This is a genomic window from Hamadaea sp. NPDC050747 (assembly GCF_040654195.1).
In the GTDB taxonomy this organism is placed as follows: Bacteria; Actinomycetota; Actinomycetes; order Mycobacteriales; family Micromonosporaceae; genus Hamadaea.
Genome location: NZ_JBFAHM010000005.1, coordinates 530,474 through 545,760, shown reverse-complemented (window position 1 = coordinate 545,760; position 15,287 = coordinate 530,474). Strand labels below are relative to the sequence as shown.

Below are 15,287 nucleotides of genomic sequence, written 5' to 3'. Positions count from 1 at the left end.
CTGATCCAGCGCCAGCGAGGAGGGGCCGGTTAGAGTCACCGCATGCTGCTGCCCCGACTGCGTGTGACCGAAGCGGACGGCGACTCCTGGGACGACCCGTCGGAGGAGCAGTTGGGCTTGCTGGTCGACGGCTTGAGCGCCGATCGCCGGTTCCTCGTCGTCGAGCGCCACGATCGGCCGTCCGCGTGGCAGCACTTCATCCAGGCGTACCGGGACGACGACGGGAGTTTCCGCGTCGAGTTCCGCGAAGGCGGGCCGGAGGCGCATTTCGAGGCGCGTACGCCGGATGCGGAGCAGGTCCGTCAGGTGGTCACGGCGTGGGCGTTCGACCAGCCGGGCTGGCGGGAGCGGCTGCCTTGGCAGCCGTGGCGGGAGGACTGAAGACCCCGGCCCGCAACGCGGCCACCCCGGCGGCCGCCGTACGCCGCGCGAATGCCTCGTCGATCGGTTGCCGGGTGACGAGGAGGCGGAGGAAGAAGGGCGCGCCGATGGTCTCGATGGCCGCTCGGGCGTCGGTCCCTACCGGCAGTTCGTCGCGTGCGATGGCTTTGTCCACGATCGACTGTGCCAGCCCGAAGCGCTCGAGGAAGAAGCCCCGGACCACCTGAGCCGCCCGTTCGTTCCGCGGGGCGGCGGCGGCCAGCCCGGCGATGAGGTCGCCCGGTTCACCGCTCATCCCGCGTCGGATCAGCAGGGCCAGCTCGACCAGGTCCCGGTCGAGGTCACCGGTGTCCGGGATCGGCACCGCCTCGGTGGCGTACTCGGCGAGCAGGTCGCCGAGCACCCCTTCGAGATCGGTCCAGCGCCGGTAGATCGAGGTCTTGTTCACGCCGGCGACGGCGGCGATCCGATCGACGGTCAGCTCGGCGTACCCCTCGGTCAGCAGCTCTCTGGTCGCGGCCAGGACCGCGCCACGGACCCGCGCGCTCCGCCCGCCCGGCCGCCGCACTGTCTCCGTCATGACCCAAGCTTATCGCACCGACTGTTGCTTTAATGTCCGAGCGGTGGCAGACTCAAATGCAACGGGAGTTGCTATTAGGGGAGGAACTCATGGAGACCACGGTCTGCGTCGTCGGCGGCGGCCCCGCCGGACTGGTGCTCGGCCTGCTGCTCGCCCGCCAGGGCGTCGACGTCACCGTCCTGGAGAAGCACGCGGACTTCCTGCGGGACTTCCGCGGCGACACCGTCCACTCGTCGACCCTGACCCTGCTCGACGAGGTCGGCCTCGGCCAGCAGATCGACGAGCTGCCCGGCCGTAAGGTGCGCGGCCTGCGGGTCACCTTCGACGACGGCACCTACCAGGTCGCCGACTTCGGACGCCTCCCCGGGGCGCACCCCTACCTCATGTTCCTGCCGCAATGGGACTTCCTCGAGCTGCTCGCCCGCGAGGGCGCTCAGCTGCCGACCTTCCGGTTGCTGCGGTCGACCAAGGTCACCGGCCTGCGGCGTAGTCCCGACGGCGCGGTCACGGGGGTGGTCGCGGACGGCCCGGACGGGGAGGTCGAGATCCGCGCCCGGCTCACGGTCGCGTGTGACGGCCGGGATTCACTGGTACGCGATGAGCTGGGCCTGCGTCCGCGGACCTATGCCGCCCCGATGGACGTCCTGTGGTTCCGGATCTCGCGGCGGCCGTCCGACCCCGAGGGGCTGGACATGCGCGTCGGCGCCGGCGGCTTGATGCTGTGCATCGATCGCGGCGAGTACTTCCAGTGCGCGTTCGTGATCGCCAAGGGCGGGTACGCCGCCATCCGGGCCGAGGGGCTGGACTCGTTGCGGGCGCACGTCGCCCGCCTCGCCCCGCCGCTGGCCGACCGGGTCGGCGAGCTGTCCACATGGGACGACGTGAAGCTGCTGACCGTCACGGTCAACCGGCTCGACGAGTGGCACGCGCCCGGCGCGTTGCTGATCGGGGATGCGGCCCATGCGATGTCGCCGATCGGTGGCGTCGGGGTGAACCTCGCGGTGCAGGACGCGGTAGCCGCCGCTCGCCTGCTCGGCCCGATCCTGCAGGCGGGGCGTACGCCGACCGCCGCCGAACTGGCTGAGGTGGAGCGCCGCCGCCGCCGGCCGACCGTGCTGACCCAGAACGTCCAGCGGCTGGCCCAACGCCGGATCGTCGATCCGCTGTTGCACGCGACGGGCCGGATCACCGCGCCCTGGCCGATCCGCCTGCTGCGCCGCCTGCCGGGGCTCCAAGCGCTGCCGGCCCGGATGATCGGCTTCGGCGTACGCCCGGAGCACTTGAGCTAGCCATATCCAGCGGACGCAGGGCAAAGGGAGGGCCGGCCGGGGCCCTCCCTTTGCCGTATGCGGTGCTACAGGTCGAACTCGCCGTCCTTGGTTCCCGCGACGAAGGCCGCCCATTCCTGTTCGGTGAACAGGAGAGCTCCCCCGCCGGGGTTCTTCGAGTCCCGGACGGCCACACCGGCCGGGACGAAGGCGACTTCGACGCAGTTGTCGCCACTGGGGCTGCTGCGGGCGCTCTTCCGCCACACCGCGTCCGCCAGCATCGGATCGGTACTGATCTGGTCGTTCATCGATTACCCCCGAACGCACCTCGAGGTTGATGGTCACCTTTTCGTACCATGCCGTGGCCGTTTCGCGGGCAGAAAACGACGATCACTAACCATCCGGGCGACCGTGGCATGGCAAACCTGAGAATAGCCTGAGCGTTCAGTCAGCCGAGCACCGACCGATAGACCTCTTCATATCCGGCGGCCATCGTGGCCACATCGAACCGCTGCTCGACATGGACGCGGCAGTCGCGGGCGGTCAGCTCCGGCAGCCGGTCGAGGGCGGCGGCCAGCTCCGCCGGCTCGGCGCACACGAAACCCGTACGCCCGTGGTCGACGACTTCGGGGACCGATCCCTCGGCCAACGCCACCACCGGAGTCCCGCAGGCCATCGCCTCGATCATCACCATGCCGAACGGCTCCGGCCAGCGGATCGGGAAGAGCAGGCAGGACGCCTTGGCGTACAGCTCTCGTTTGAGCGCGGCGTCGGCCTCGCCGACGTAGGTCACGCCGCTGCCGAGCAGCGGGCGTACCACCTCGTCGAAGTACGCCTCCTCGGCGGGCTCGTTCATCTTCCCGGCCAGCACCAGCGGGCGCCCGGCTTCGCGCGCAGCCTTGATCGCCAGGTCGGCCCCCTTGTCCTCAGCGAAGCGGCCGAGGAACAGGACCCAGTCCTCTTTCGTCTCGCGGAACGGGTAGTCGGCGACCTGGAGTCCGTTGTAGACGGTAGCGACCCAGTTCAGATCGGCGGCGTGCGAGCGCTGCGACTCCGAGATCGCCACCAGGGACAGGTCCTTGCCGAACTGGCGGTAGTACTCGCCGGGCTCACCGTCCAGCGGGCCGTGCATCGTGGCGACCGTCGGCACCCGCCGCCCGGCCGCCGTCAACGGCCCGGCCAGCGTGTGGTCGTGGACGATGTCCACGTCGAGGTCGTCCAGCAGCCGGGCGGCCATCGCCGCGTGCATGACCTCGGGCATCGGCTCACCCAGGCGGTCCGACTGCGGTTCGGCGAAGGTACGCCGGAACTCCCCGGCGGTCCCGTCGGATCCCGCGCCGATCAGGGTCACCTCGTGGCCGCGGGCGACCAGCGCGTCGGTGAGGTCCGCGACGACGATCTCGATGCCGCCGTAGCCGCTGGGCGGGATGTCGTAGTAAGGCGGGGCGAGCATGGCGATCCGTAGGGGTGACGGCATGCCTCGCTCATCCCCACCCGGCCGGATCGCCAAACTCGACGGACGTCTTGATGAGGGAGCGCTCCCTCGCGTCTCCATGGGCTGTCCACGAATCCGCAGGTCGACGGTCATCAGATTGACATAGGTAGACGCCTGGACGATGCTCTGAGAGAGCGCTCCCTCGCCTCTCCCGTCCCGGAGAGGCACCCCTCTTCCGCCCACAGAGGAGACGTCATGAAGTTACGCACGACGGCGCTCTGCGCCCTCGCCGCGCTCGCCGCCGGCTTCGCAGTCGCGCTGACCGGCGCGGCCAACGCCGCCGATCCACTGCTCTCGCAGGGGAAACCGGTCACCGCGTCGTCCAGCGAGAACGCCGGCACCCCCGCCACCGCCGCGGTCGACGGCGACCTCGGCACTCGCTGGTCCAGCGCGTTCAGCGATCCGCAATGGCTGCGGGTCGACCTCGGCTCCACCGCCACCGTCAGCCAGGTCGTGCTGCGCTGGGAGGCGGCGTACGCGACGGCGTACCAGATCCAGGTGTCGGCCGACGGAAACACGTGGACCACTGTCTACAGCACGTCGACCTCGACCGGCGGTACGCAGACACTCGCCGTCTCCGGCTCCGGCCGCTACGTGCGGGTCTACGGCACCGCCCGCGCGACGGCATACGGCTATTCGCTCTGGGAGTTCCAGGTCTACGGCACGACCGGGTCGACCGGCTGCGACACGACGACGAACGCGGCGTTGAACAAGCCCGCGACCGCCTCGTCCACCGAGAACGCCGGGACCCCGGCGAGCGCCGCGGTCGACGGCAACGGCGGAACCCGCTGGTCCAGCGCCGCCACAGATCCACAGTGGATTCGAGTCGACCTGGGTTCGGCGCAGTCGATCTGCCAGGTGACGCTCACCTGGGAGACGGCGTACGCGACCGCGTACCAGGTGCAGGTGTCGGCGGATGCGAACACGTGGACCACCGTCTACAGCACGACGACGTCGACCGGCGGAACGCAGACGCTGACCGTCGCCGGATCGGGCCGCTACCTACGGGTCTACGGCACCGCCCGGGCGACGCAGTGGGGCTATTCCCTCTGGGAGATCGCCGTACGCACCGGTGGCGGCACGCCGCCGACCAGCAGCCCGCCCCCGACCGGCGGCGACGTCCTGCTCTCCTACAACAAGCCGGGCGTGGCGTCGACCTCCCAGAGCGACGCGAACTGCTACGAGTGCACCCCCGCCCGGGCGTTCGACCTCGATCCCGCGTCCCGGTGGGCGACCAGCTCCACGACCGGCTGGGTGGACCCCGGCTGGATCTACGTCGACCTCGGTGCGACGGCCACCATCCACCAGGTGATCCTGCAATGGGATCCGGCGTACGCGACGGCGTACCAGATCCAGGTGTCGCCGGACGCCGCGAACTGGACCACGATCTACAGCACCGCGACGGGGCACGGGTTCAAGGAGACCTTGGCGGTCAACGGCACCGGCCGCTACGTGCGGATGTACGGCACCGCCCGGAGCAGCGCGTATGGCTATTCGATCTGGGAATTCCAGGTCTACGGCACCGGCGGCAACCCGACGACCCCGCCCGCTCGACCGGCCGACCCGACCTTCCCGGCGACCCGCCTGGTCTTCAGCGACGAGTTCAACGGCGCGGCCGGCACCAAGCCGGACACGGCGAAGTGGACGATCGACACCGGCACCGGCCAGAACAACGAGTTGCAGTACTACACCGACAACGCCAACGCCTCGATGAACGGCACCGGCTCGCTGGTGATGGAGGCGCGCCGGGAGACCGTCGGCGGACGCAGCTACACCTCACACCGGATGAACACCGGCGGAAAGTTCACCTTCCAGTACGGCCGGGTCGAGGCGCGGGTCAAGGTGCCCAAGGGCAACGGTTTCTGGCCCGCGTTCTGGATGATGGGCGCCGACTTCCTCACCGGGCGGCCGTGGCCGTACAACGGCGAGGTCGACATCATGGAGATCCTCGGCAAGGACACCACCCGGAGCTACACCACGCTGCACGCGCCCGCGTACAACGGGGGTGGCGGTTATGGGTTCGAGAAGATCTGGTCGACGGACCTGTCCGCGGACTATCACGTGTACGCGGCGGAGTGGGACAGCAAGGGCATCCGCTTCTTCGTGGACAGCACCGAGGTGTTCTACGCGAGCAAGGCCACCGTGGAGGCGACCCGCGGACCGTGGGTCTACGACCACCCCTTCTATGTGATCCTCAACCTCGCGGTCGGCGGTGACTGGCCCGGCCCGCCGGACGCCACCACTCCGTTCCCCGCGCAGATGCTGGTCGACTACGTCCGCGTCTACCAGTAAGCGCACTGCCTAGGCCGAGCCGCGCTCGACGATCTCCGGATGGAAGATCACCGAGCGCGGCCGGCCCTCGGGCTCGCGGATGCGGGCCAGCAGGAGCCGGGCCATCTCGGCGGCCATCTCCTCCAGCGGTTGCCGGATCGTGGTCAGCTGCGGACGGCAGGCCAGGGCGGAGACGCTGTCGTCGAAGCCGATGACGGCGACGTCCTCCGGCACCCGCCGACCGAGGTCTCGTAAGGCCTGCAAGGCCCCTTCGGCCATCAGATCGTTGGCGACGAACAGCGCGTCGGTCTCCGGGTACGCCGTCAGCAGCGTCCGGGCCGCGCGCTCGCCACCGGCCCGGGTGAAGTCGCCGGGCTCGGCCGGCACCCAGGCGTGCCCGTGCACGGCCAGGGCGGAGCGGAACCCGGCCAGCCGATCCTGCCCGGCGGTCGTGTCGAGCGGTCCGCAGACCGTCGCGGGATGCTTGCGGCCCAGCGCGATGAACCGTTCCGCCGCCAGCCGGGCCCCGGTCTGCTGCTCCACGTCGACGTAGCTCATCGGCAGCGGCCGCCCCGGCCGGGCCGACAGCACCGCCGGCACATGCAGGTCGCACAGCTGCTGCGGCAGCGGGTCGGCCACGTGGCTGGAGATGATCAGCACTCCGTCGACGTGTCCCTGCCGCAGATAACGCAGAACCTGCTGATGAGCCGGGGCGTCGGCGGGCATGATCACCAGGTGGATGCCCTCGGGACGCAGCACCTCCAGCGCCCCGGCGGTGATCCGGCCGAGGTACGGATCGGTGAAGATCCGGCTCAGGAAGGGCTCGGCGAACTCCCGGTCGGCCGGTTCGGAGACGACCAGCGCCACCGAGTCGGTCCGGCGGGTCACCAGCGACCGGGCCGCGTGGTTCGGGACGTAGCCGGTCGCCTCGATCGCGCGTTCCACGATCTCGCGGAGTTCCGGGTCGACAGTGGACACCTGGTTGATCACCCGGGACACCGTCGACCGGCTCACCCCGGCGTACTCGGCGACCTGCTCGAGCGTGGGCGAACGGGGACCGGGCGGGCGAGGGGCGACCATGGCGCCAATCTATAGCAACCTAGCCAGAGAGCGCTCCCCCGCCCGGGTTCCTCAGCTGCCGCTGGTCGCCCCGCTGGCTTGCCAGTTCAGGCGTACCAGGAGCTGCCGAGCCTGCTCGGCGTGGTCGGCGGAGACCGCGATGGCGTACTCCCCGGCGGTCAGCGCACTGCGGGAGGTGAAGTCCCGCTGTCCCCGGGTCGCGGCATGCGCGATGGCACCGAAGATCGCGCCCCACACGGCGCCGATGAGCAGACCGGCGATCACGACGCCGAACCAGTTGCCGACGGCGAAGATGCCGAAGAGCAGGCCGATGAACAGACCGAACCAGGCGCCGCTGGCCGCGCCGGCCAAGGCCGCCCGGCCGACCGTCATCCGGCCCAGGACGTTCTCCACGAGGCGCAGGTTCGTACCGACGATCGAGGTGTGCTCGACCGGGAACTTGTTGTCGGAGAGATAGTCGACGGCGCGCTGGGCGGAGGCGTAGTCGCCGTAGGTCGCCACGGTGACGGTCGCCTGCCCCGCCCCGGGGCCGGCTGCGGTGACGGCGTCGGCGGCCGGTCCGACCGCCGGACTGCCCGCGGGACCGGTCGGGATGGAACTCATGGTCATCTGTCCTCCTTCATCCCCTCGATCATCACCTGTCCCCCGATGCGCCCGCAGGGTAAACGCAGATCTCGGTGGCCTGGTCGGCTCAGCGCGGATGCCGGGCCCGCGCCCGCTCGGCGAGCTGCCGGGACAGCACCGACGCCGTGGTCGCCAGCACCGCCACGTTGAAGAACATCTGTACGCACAGCAGCGCGCGCGCGAACTGCCCGTGCGCGGAGACGTCGCCGAACCCGACCGTCAGGAGCGTCGCCGTCGCGAAGTAGAGCGCGTCGATGCGGGTGTTCAGGTCGACGAACTCGCCCGGGGCGTACACGGCGACGGCGTAGTCGATCAGCGCGAAGAGCAGCAGTCCGCCCAGGATGCCGACGGTGAGCCCGCCGAGCGGGGCGTCCGGCTGGTCGAGCTGGCGCAACAGCTGGTTCTTGAGCCCGAACAGCAGCGCGGCCAGGGCGACGAGGGTGAGCACGACCTGCACGAGGATCAGCCAGTCCCCGGTACGCGGCCGGATCGGCACGGCGAAGTAGAACAGCAGCAGGCCCAGGCAGGTCAGGCCACTGCGTTCGAGAATGCCCCGGGCCGTCGCCTGCCGGAGGCGACCCGACGATCTCTGCGCCTTTTCTGACGACATGACCAAATTGTGCCCTGCATCCCACACCGCTGGATCAGGGTTCTCGGTCGAATCTTGGGTCAAGATTCGACCGAGAACCCTGATCCAGTCCCGAACGGACAGTGGCGAACGGAGAGCCCCCGGCCGGGCGGCGCTCAGGCGGCAGAATGGAGGCGTGATCGACCTTCACACGCACTCGACCGCCAGCGACGGCACCGACACTCCGGCCGAACTGATGCAGCGGGCCGCGGCCGCCGGGCTCGACGTCGTCGGGCTGACCGACCACGACACGACGTCGGGCTGGGCGCCCGCGGTGGAGGCGCTGCCGCCCGGACTCACCCTCATCCGGGGCGCCGAGGTGTCGTGTCGCTGGTTCGGCCCGGATCGCACGGTCGGGCTGCACATGCTGGCGTACCTGTTCGATCCCGCGGAACCGGCGTTCGCCGCCGAACTGGCCCGGGTCAAGCAGGCCCGCGAGTCCCGCGCCGAGCGCATGGTCGCCTTGCTCCGCGAAGACGGCGTCGACATCGACTGGGACGAGATCCACGCCTTCGCCGCCGGGGGCACCGTCGGCCGCCCGCACATCGCCCAGGCGCTCGTCCGAGCCGGGCTCGTGGGGACGGTCTCCGAGGCGTTCGCCTCACACTGGCTGGGCGCGCGGTATCGCGTACCCAAGGAGGACGTCGAGGTCTTCACGGCGCTGAAGCTCATCCGCGGAGCCGGCGGGGTGCCTGTCTTCGCCCATCCCTTGGCCGCGCGGCGCGGCCCGATCGTGCCGGAGGAACTCATCGCGGAGCTGGCGGCGGCCGGGCTGTTCGGCATCGAGGCCGACCACGAAGATCACACTCCGGCCGAGCGTGCCCACGTGCGCGAGCTGGCGGCCGGCCTCGGCCTGGTCGTGACGGGCTCCAGCGACTACCACGGTGCGAACAAGGTGGTCCGGCTCGGTGCCAACACCACCACGCCCGAAGTGCTCGGCCGTATCGTCGACGCCGCGTCGGGCGTCGAGCCGGTCAAGGCGTGACGTAGGCGGCGCGCTCGCTGGTGAAGGCCACGACCGTCGCCGCCGGCACGTCGAAGCTCACCGTCAGGAACCGGCCCGGCTCCAGCTCCACACTGGATGGATTCGCCTGATCCGGGTGGCCGGAGTCGTACAGGTGCAGGTCCGGGCCGGTCCACTCGCCCGCCGGGTCGGTCACGATCCGCGCGACGGTGCTGCGCCGCGGGGAGAATCGCTTCGAGATGTCGCCGTACGCGACGAGCAGCGACCCGTCCGCGAGAAGCAGCACGTGGTGAGACGACGCGGGCAGGTCGGTCTCCACGGGTGGGGTCCAGGTGTGCCCGCCGTCCGTGGAGCGGGCCAGATAGGCGTGCTCCACCGACGTACGCAGCAAGGCGACGACCTCACCGCTCGGCAGCACAGTCAGCGTCGGCTCCCGGAAGTGGAAGTCGGCGCTGATTCCGAGCGGCACCGCCGTCTCCGCCGCCCACGTACGCCCACCGTCGGTGCTGCGTACGGCGTGCGCGCTGTCGAGCCCGGTGCCCTGCCGTGGATCGACTCCGTAGAGCGGGAGCAGGAGGTCGCCGTCGGGCAGCTCGGCCGCCGCTCCGTGCGAGACCGCCCACAGCAGGTCGTCCCCACCGGCGACGACGGGGTCCGACCAGGTCCGGCCGCCGTCCTCGCTGCGGAGCACCGACGTGCCGAGGCAGGTGAATTTCCCGTCCGGGTGCCAGTCGAGCACGAAGTAGCTCAGCAGCACGGTGCCGTCGCGGAGCTGGACGAGTTTCGGATCCCGATCGTCGTAGGGGCCGTCGGCGACGGCGCGGGGCTCGGACCAGGTCTGTCCCCGATCGGCCGACTCCACGAGCATGATTCGCCCGTCCGCGCGCACATGCCCGGTGCTTTCCCGGTACGCGCACAGCAGCCGCCCGTCGGCGAGGGCTACGAGGTCGGGGAAGTGCGGAAGCGCGCCTGACGCGGCTCGGGCGACGATCACCCGGCCAACCTACCCCTGTCCTCAGCGATTCCGGTGGATTCCCTCACCGATCTCCTCGACCAGCTTGGCGGAGAACGCCGGCAGGTCGTCGGGCTTACGGCTGGAGACGAGGCCCTTGTCGGTGACGACCTGCTCGTCGACCCAGTTCGCGCCGGCGTTCCGCAGATCGGTCTGCAGGCTGGGCCAGGACGTCATCTTGCGGCCCTTGACCACGTCGGCGTCGGCGAGCACCCAGCCGCCGTGGCAGATGACCCCGATCGGCTTGCCGTCGGTGAAGAACTGCTTGACGAACTCCACCGCCTTGGGATCGGTGCGGACCGTGTCGCCGTTGATGACGCCGCCGGGCAGCACGAGCGCGTCGTACTGGCCGGGGTCGGCCTGGTCGAGCGTACGGTCCACGCGGCGGGTGGCGCCCTTGTCGTGGTGCTGGAACGCCTGGATCTCGCCGTCGTGGAGGGAGACGAGTTCCGGTGTCGCGCCGGCCGCCTGGATCGCCTCCCACGGCTGATCGAGTTCGACCTGCTCCACGCCGTCGGTGGCGACGAAGGCTACGCGCTTTCCGGTCAGTGTCGCGGGCATGCTGCCACTCCTTCACGTTCGTCGGATGCGATCGGCGTACCCGGGCTGGGACGCGCGAAACGGGTCACTTGACAGCCTTAGCTATGCACCGTAGCTTTACAGCTATGAGAGATAGCCAAGCGCTCGACGCCGGCCGGGACGGTGGTCCCGATGCCTAGGGTGGGGCTCACCCCGGACCGGGTCGTCGACACCGCGATCGCCCTGGTCGACGAGCGTGGACTGGACGGGCTGACCCTGGCCGCCGTCGCCGAACGGTGCGGGGTGGCGGCTCCGTCGCTCTACAAGCACGTGAGCAACCTCGCCGACCTGCGCACGCTCGTCGGCGTACGCCTCCTGCGGGAGATGTCCGACCAGTTCGCGACCGCTCTCATCGGGCGCAGCGGAGCCGACGCGGTCGCGACGCTGATGCGGGTCTACCGGTCCTACGTGGTCGCCCATCCCGCCCGCTACGCGGCGATGCCGGTCGACCCGCTGCATCAGCCGGAGTTCGCCGACGCCGGTCGGCGACTCCTCGAAGTGATGGGGGCAGCATTGCGGCCGTGGCAACTCTCCGACGCCGACCTCGTCCACGCGATGCGCGCCGCACGCGTGATCACCCACGGGTTCGCCTCCCTGGAGTCGGCGGGCGGCTTCGGCCTGCCCCAGGACCTCGACGAAACCTACGAACGTCTCATCCGAATGTTCCTGACCAGCCTTCCTTCCGCGAAAACCCCTCAGGAGTCCTGATGTCCCGCAACCGTCTCGCCGCTGTCGCGCTCGCCGTGTCCGGCGTCCTCTTCTTCCTCTATCCCGCACTGCGTCCCTGGGCCGACGAGTCGACCGCGGCGGGCGCTCTCCACGCGATGGGTTCGCCCTGGTGGGTGGCGACCCATCTGTTCGCGATGATCGGCTTCATCCTGGTGCCGCTGGCGCTCTTCCGGGTCGACAAGACCGCCGCGGTCCTCATGTGGATCGGCGCGGGCCTGACCCTGCCCTACTACGGCGCGGAGGACTTCGCGCTCAACACCCTCGCGGGCAAGGTGAAGGACGGCCAGTCGCTGGACCTGCTCGACCTCTCCGACAGCATTCGCTTCCACCCGGCCGCCGTCGCCACCTTCTTCGTCGGCCTGCTGCTGCTCGGGGTCGGCGCGGTCTGGGCTGCCGTCGCGGTCTGGCGGCGCCGCGCACTTCCGAATCCGAGCCTGCCCAAGCTGTCGGGTCTGCTGTTCGGGGCCGGGTTCGCGCTGTTCATCCCGCAGTTCTTCACTGGCGAGGCGGTCCGCATCGGTCACGGCGTCCTGATGCTCGCCGGATGCGTCTGGCTCGCGGTCGCGCTGTGGCGTACGCCCGACCCGGCGTGACGTCCGCTCCCGGAAAGGCCGCGTGGTTCGCCGCGCGGCCTTTCCGTTATGGACCGTCCACGTACGCCCGACCGGCGGCAGAACCGTAACCGCTGGTCAGGATGGGTCGAGGTTTGACGATCGCGCGATTCGGCAATGGCAGTCGGCAGACTGAAGCGAATGGAGCGATCGACATGCGGATTGACGACGTTCTCAGCGCCATCCTGATCGGCCTCGTGGTCGGAACGCTGGCTCGCCTGGTGCTGCCGGGCAAGCAGAGCATCGGCATCTTGGCGACCTGGCTGATCGGCTTCGGCGGCGCCCTCGCCGGCTCGTGGGCGGCCAAGCGGCTCGGCGTCTCCGACGACGCCCGGGCGGCCCTCGACTGGAACTCGGTGAACTGGCACTTCTCGTGGAGCTGGGCGGAACTGGCGATTCAGGTCGCCGTCGCCGTGATCGGCGTCGCCATCGTCGCCGCCGTGGCCCGGCCGTTCTACGCGTACCGGGAGACGCACCCGCGGCGGGCTCGCCGGTCCAGCCACGCCTGACCTCCCCCAGGCGTGATCATTGCGCCGGCCACGCTGTTTGAGCGGACATTTCGCTCCGTGAAACAGCATGGCTGGCGCAATGATCATGTAAGCGCGACACGATAGATTCGCCGCGTGGCACAACAGGGACAGCAGAAGGGCTCGCCCGCGTTCACCGCGGTGTTGGGCGCGATCGCGGGGGCTTCGCTGACGGCGGGCGCGGGCGGCGTCGCAGTCGCGATCGGCGCGGTCGCCGGGGCGGTCGTCCTGGCCGTCTGCGAGGCGGTCGCCCGGTCCCGTCAGCAGCCGGGTGAGATTCCGGCGCTGTGGTCGCGCATCGTGATGAGCGGCGCGCTCGCCGCCCCGTTGGGCTGGCTGCTCGGCGTCGTCACCGGCTGGGGGCCGATCGTCATCGGGCTGCTCGCCGGTCTGCTGGCCGGCGCGATGGGTCTGCGCCCGCAGAAGGTGCTGCTCGGGCCGGTCGTCGGCGTCGGCCTCGGCTGGGGTCTCGGCGGGCTGTGGCCGGAGGTGACGCCCGCCGTCGTGGCCACCGTCGTCGTGGTCGCCTTCCGTTGCCTGTCCGCCCTCATCTTCCGGGATCCCCAGGTCAGCCTCCTCGCCGAACGCGTACGCCCGGAAGACCTGCCGTTCGTGGTTCCGCTCGCCGCGCGTACCAAATATGTCGGCACGGGCTATGTGCGCGACCTGGCCGAGGTGGTCGGCGGGGCCTACACCCCGGCCGCCGCCGACGTGGGCATCGTGGCGTCGCTGGACGACCTGGCCGGGCCGGAGTTCGACCCGGCGGGCCTGGACCCGCTGGTGCGCGAGTTCTACGAGCACACCACCCGGTTCACCTTGGACATCGTGCCGCGCTGGCGGCTGTGGGTGCGGCCCGGCTATCTGTTGTACCGCTACTTGGTGGCACGCCCGCTCGGCCAGGCCAACGTGCCGATGAACCAGCGCGAGACGCAGCGCGGCGTGGTCAGCCGGATCGACACCGTCACCCGCCCGGACCAGCCGGTCGTCCGCGGCTGGATCCGCTCCTACGCCGACACCGACGAACCCATCTACGTCGGCATCTACACGACGTACCGTCGCGACGGCCGGGGCTACGTCAGCGTCGGCTTCCCGTTGCCGCAGGCCAGTTTCACCGCCACCCTCGCCCCACGCACCCGGCCGGGCGGCGGCCTGGTCCTGAGCAGCCGCAGCGATCTCGACCAGCCGGGCCACTACCTGACCTTCATCGATCCGGACTCCGGCGAGCTGACCGCGGCCGAGGTCGCGGGATTCGCCGAACAGCTCGATGTCTACTCGGACAACGGTCAGTTACGGGCCGAGCACGCGTTCTGGGTGTTCGGGCTGCCGTTCCTGGTCCTGCACTACCGCATCGATCGCAAGCGTCCCACTTCCTGAGCTCTCCTTCCCAGAAAGCGGTCTGATCAGGCAGGGTATCGAGGAGCGCAGCGCCGGGCTCCGATGGCCGACCGTCCCACGAAGATGGAGCCCGCCTTGCTCGCGACCACCCGCGCCCTCCGGCCCCTGCTGCTCGACGTCCCCCTCGACCTTCCGCTGCTGCGCGGTCCGCACGTCAGCGCGGCGCCGTCGTGGCGTCTGCCCGCGCTCCCGCCCGGTTGGCGGCCCGTCGCCGGCAGCCGGATCCGCACGCCTTCTCAGCGGTACGCCGCCTACGCGACCGACGACGGAAAGCTGGTCAGCCTGCACTCCACGGTCGGGCTCGACGAAGGCGACCTCGCGCGGCGGCTGGCCTCGATCAGCCTCGGCGGCCATCGAATCGGGGTCCATCCGGACGATTCCGGGTTCACCGCGGTCTGGGAAGCCGACGGCGCCCGCCACCGCCTGACCGCCCGCCCGTGCTCGCTCGCGGCCTTCATGGACCTGCTGATGTCCCTGACCTGGCCCGATCCGCAATGACGATCTGGCCGGGGCCAGCGTGCGGCCCCGGCCGTTTCGATTCACGTCAGGCGACGGCTTGCTGGAGGAGGGCGGCGAGCTTCTTCTCGTCCGCGTCGGTGATTCCCGTGATCGCGTAGTACGCGGGCCACATGGCGCCGTCGTCGAGGTTGGCCTGGTCGCTGAAGCCGAGCATGGCGTAACGGGTGTTGAACTTCGCAGCCGGCTGGAAATGGCACACGACCTTGCCGTCCCGGGCGTACGCCGGCATGCCGTACCAGGTCTTCGCGGTCAGCACGGGCGCGTTCGCCTTGACGAGGGCGTGAATCTTCTCAGCGATCGCCCGGTCGGATTCGTTCATCTCGGCGATCTTCGCGAGCACGTCGAGCTCGGGATCCACCTTCGGACCCTTAGCGCCCCGCACCTTCAGCTCCTTGGCCCGCTCCTTCATCGCGCTGCGCTCGGCCTCGGTGAACCCGTCGTAAGACGCGGTCTTCGAGATCTCGGCGGTCTTCGAGGCGGTCTTCGTGGTGGCCATGGTGGTCGCTCCTTCAGCTGTCATCTCGTTCGGTGAGATCAGCTTCCCGCCCAGAGCGCCCCGCCCACATCCGTGACGACCACGGAACCCACCACGGAGCGGCCCGCCGACCGGCTACGAGGTGATCC

At 70.2% G+C, this 15,287-nt stretch carries 18 protein-coding genes; 9 read left to right on the top strand and 9 right to left on the bottom strand.

The window, feature by feature from the left end; all coding sequences use genetic code 11:
- Positions 1-42 precede the first annotated feature (42 nt).
- The gene (locus AB0H43_RS14730) at positions 43-381 is read left to right on the top strand and encodes a hypothetical protein (RefSeq protein ID WP_359999838.1); all 339 of its coding nucleotides are present in this window, start codon (positions 43-45) and stop codon (positions 379-381) included.
- Here the strand turns inward: AB0H43_RS14730 and AB0H43_RS14725 are convergent.
- On the bottom strand, positions 311-961 hold the full coding sequence (locus tag AB0H43_RS14725; protein ID WP_359999837.1) for a TetR/AcrR family transcriptional regulator: 651 nt from the start codon (positions 959-961) through the stop codon (positions 311-313). The two genes, AB0H43_RS14730 and AB0H43_RS14725, sit on opposite strands and share 71 nt — an antisense overlap.
- Positions 962-1,050: 89 nt before the next feature.
- Here AB0H43_RS14725 and AB0H43_RS14720 point away from each other — a divergent pair, with 89 nt between their 5' ends.
- Positions 1,051-2,250 carry an FAD-dependent oxidoreductase gene (locus AB0H43_RS14720; RefSeq protein WP_359999836.1) on the top strand — a complete coding sequence of 400 codons (1,200 nt, stop codon included), beginning with the start codon at positions 1,051-1,053 and terminating at the stop codon, positions 2,248-2,250.
- Between the two features lie 65 nt (positions 2,251-2,315).
- Here AB0H43_RS14720 and AB0H43_RS14715 read toward each other — a convergent pair whose 3' ends face one another.
- Positions 2,316-2,537, bottom strand: a complete 222-nt coding sequence (locus tag AB0H43_RS14715) for a DUF397 domain-containing protein (protein ID WP_359999835.1) — start codon at positions 2,535-2,537, stop codon at positions 2,316-2,318.
- Between the two features lie 140 nt (positions 2,538-2,677).
- Positions 2,678-3,706, bottom strand: a complete 1,029-nt coding sequence (locus AB0H43_RS14710; protein WP_359999834.1) for a glycosyltransferase family 4 protein — start codon at positions 3,704-3,706, stop codon at positions 2,678-2,680.
- A 213-nt stretch (positions 3,707-3,919) separates the two neighbouring features.
- Between AB0H43_RS14710 and AB0H43_RS14705 the strand changes: the two genes are divergently transcribed.
- Positions 3,920-6,016, top strand: a complete 2,097-nt coding sequence (locus AB0H43_RS14705; protein ID WP_359999833.1) for a discoidin domain-containing protein — start codon at positions 3,920-3,922, stop codon at positions 6,014-6,016.
- Between the two features lie 9 nt (positions 6,017-6,025).
- Here AB0H43_RS14705 and AB0H43_RS14700 read toward each other — a convergent pair whose 3' ends face one another.
- From AB0H43_RS14700 to AB0H43_RS14690, 3 genes are all read right to left on the bottom strand, one after another.
- Positions 6,026-7,075 carry a LacI family DNA-binding transcriptional regulator gene (locus AB0H43_RS14700; RefSeq protein WP_359999832.1) on the bottom strand — a complete coding sequence of 350 codons (1,050 nt, stop codon included), beginning with the start codon at positions 7,073-7,075 and terminating at the stop codon, positions 6,026-6,028.
- A gap of 51 nt (positions 7,076-7,126) precedes the next feature.
- Positions 7,127-7,684, bottom strand: coding sequence for a general stress protein (locus AB0H43_RS14695; RefSeq protein WP_359999831.1), 558 nt, complete (start codon positions 7,682-7,684; stop codon positions 7,127-7,129).
- An 82-nt stretch (positions 7,685-7,766) separates the two neighbouring features.
- Positions 7,767-8,309 carry a potassium channel family protein gene (locus AB0H43_RS14690; protein ID WP_359999830.1) on the bottom strand — a complete coding sequence of 181 codons (543 nt, stop codon included), beginning with the start codon at positions 8,307-8,309 and terminating at the stop codon, positions 7,767-7,769.
- 154 nt (positions 8,310-8,463) lie between these two features.
- Between AB0H43_RS14690 and AB0H43_RS14685 the strand changes: the two genes are divergently transcribed.
- Positions 8,464-9,312 carry a PHP domain-containing protein gene (locus AB0H43_RS14685; RefSeq protein WP_359999829.1) on the top strand — a complete coding sequence of 283 codons (849 nt, stop codon included), beginning with the start codon at positions 8,464-8,466 and terminating at the stop codon, positions 9,310-9,312.
- Here AB0H43_RS14685 and AB0H43_RS14680 read toward each other — a convergent pair.
- Together AB0H43_RS14680 and AB0H43_RS14675 are read right to left on the bottom strand one after the other, a co-directional pair.
- Positions 9,302-10,285, bottom strand: coding sequence for a sialidase family protein (locus AB0H43_RS14680; RefSeq protein WP_359999828.1), 984 nt, complete (start codon positions 10,283-10,285; stop codon positions 9,302-9,304). The genes AB0H43_RS14685 and AB0H43_RS14680 overlap by 11 nt on opposite strands.
- A 21-nt stretch (positions 10,286-10,306) precedes the next feature.
- Complete coding sequence (locus AB0H43_RS14675) at positions 10,307-10,864, bottom strand: type 1 glutamine amidotransferase domain-containing protein (protein WP_359999827.1); 558 nt, start codon at positions 10,862-10,864, stop codon at positions 10,307-10,309.
- A 150-nt stretch (positions 10,865-11,014) separates the two neighbouring features.
- On the opposite strand from AB0H43_RS14675, the gene AB0H43_RS14670 reads away from it, so the two are divergent.
- The 5 genes from AB0H43_RS14670 to AB0H43_RS14650 all read left to right on the top strand — a co-directional run bounded on the left by AB0H43_RS14670 (position 11,015) and on the right by AB0H43_RS14650 (position 14,642).
- Positions 11,015-11,590, top strand: coding sequence for a WHG domain-containing protein (locus tag AB0H43_RS14670; RefSeq protein ID WP_359999826.1), 576 nt, complete (start codon positions 11,015-11,017; stop codon positions 11,588-11,590).
- Positions 11,590-12,204: a hypothetical protein gene (locus AB0H43_RS14665; protein WP_359999825.1), complete on the top strand. Its 615-nt coding sequence runs from the start codon at positions 11,590-11,592 to the stop codon at positions 12,202-12,204. The genes AB0H43_RS14670 and AB0H43_RS14665 overlap by 1 nt, the downstream gene beginning before the upstream one ends.
- Before the next feature lie 173 nt (positions 12,205-12,377).
- Positions 12,378-12,731: a GlsB/YeaQ/YmgE family stress response membrane protein gene (locus tag AB0H43_RS14660; RefSeq protein WP_359999824.1), complete on the top strand. Its 354-nt coding sequence runs from the start codon at positions 12,378-12,380 to the stop codon at positions 12,729-12,731.
- 114 nt (positions 12,732-12,845) lie between these two features.
- Entirely contained in the window at positions 12,846-14,123 is a 1,278-nt protein-coding gene (locus tag AB0H43_RS14655) for a hypothetical protein (protein ID WP_359999823.1), read from the top strand.
- A gap of 63 nt (positions 14,124-14,186) precedes the next feature.
- Complete coding sequence (locus AB0H43_RS14650) at positions 14,187-14,642, top strand: hypothetical protein (RefSeq protein WP_359999822.1); 456 nt, start codon at positions 14,187-14,189, stop codon at positions 14,640-14,642.
- Positions 14,643-14,688: 46 nt separating this feature from the next.
- Here the strand turns inward: AB0H43_RS14650 and AB0H43_RS14645 are convergent, their stop codons facing one another.
- Positions 14,689-15,159: a DUF1801 domain-containing protein gene (locus AB0H43_RS14645; RefSeq protein WP_359999821.1), complete on the bottom strand. Its 471-nt coding sequence runs from the start codon at positions 15,157-15,159 to the stop codon at positions 14,689-14,691.
- Positions 15,160-15,287 lie beyond the last annotated feature (128 nt).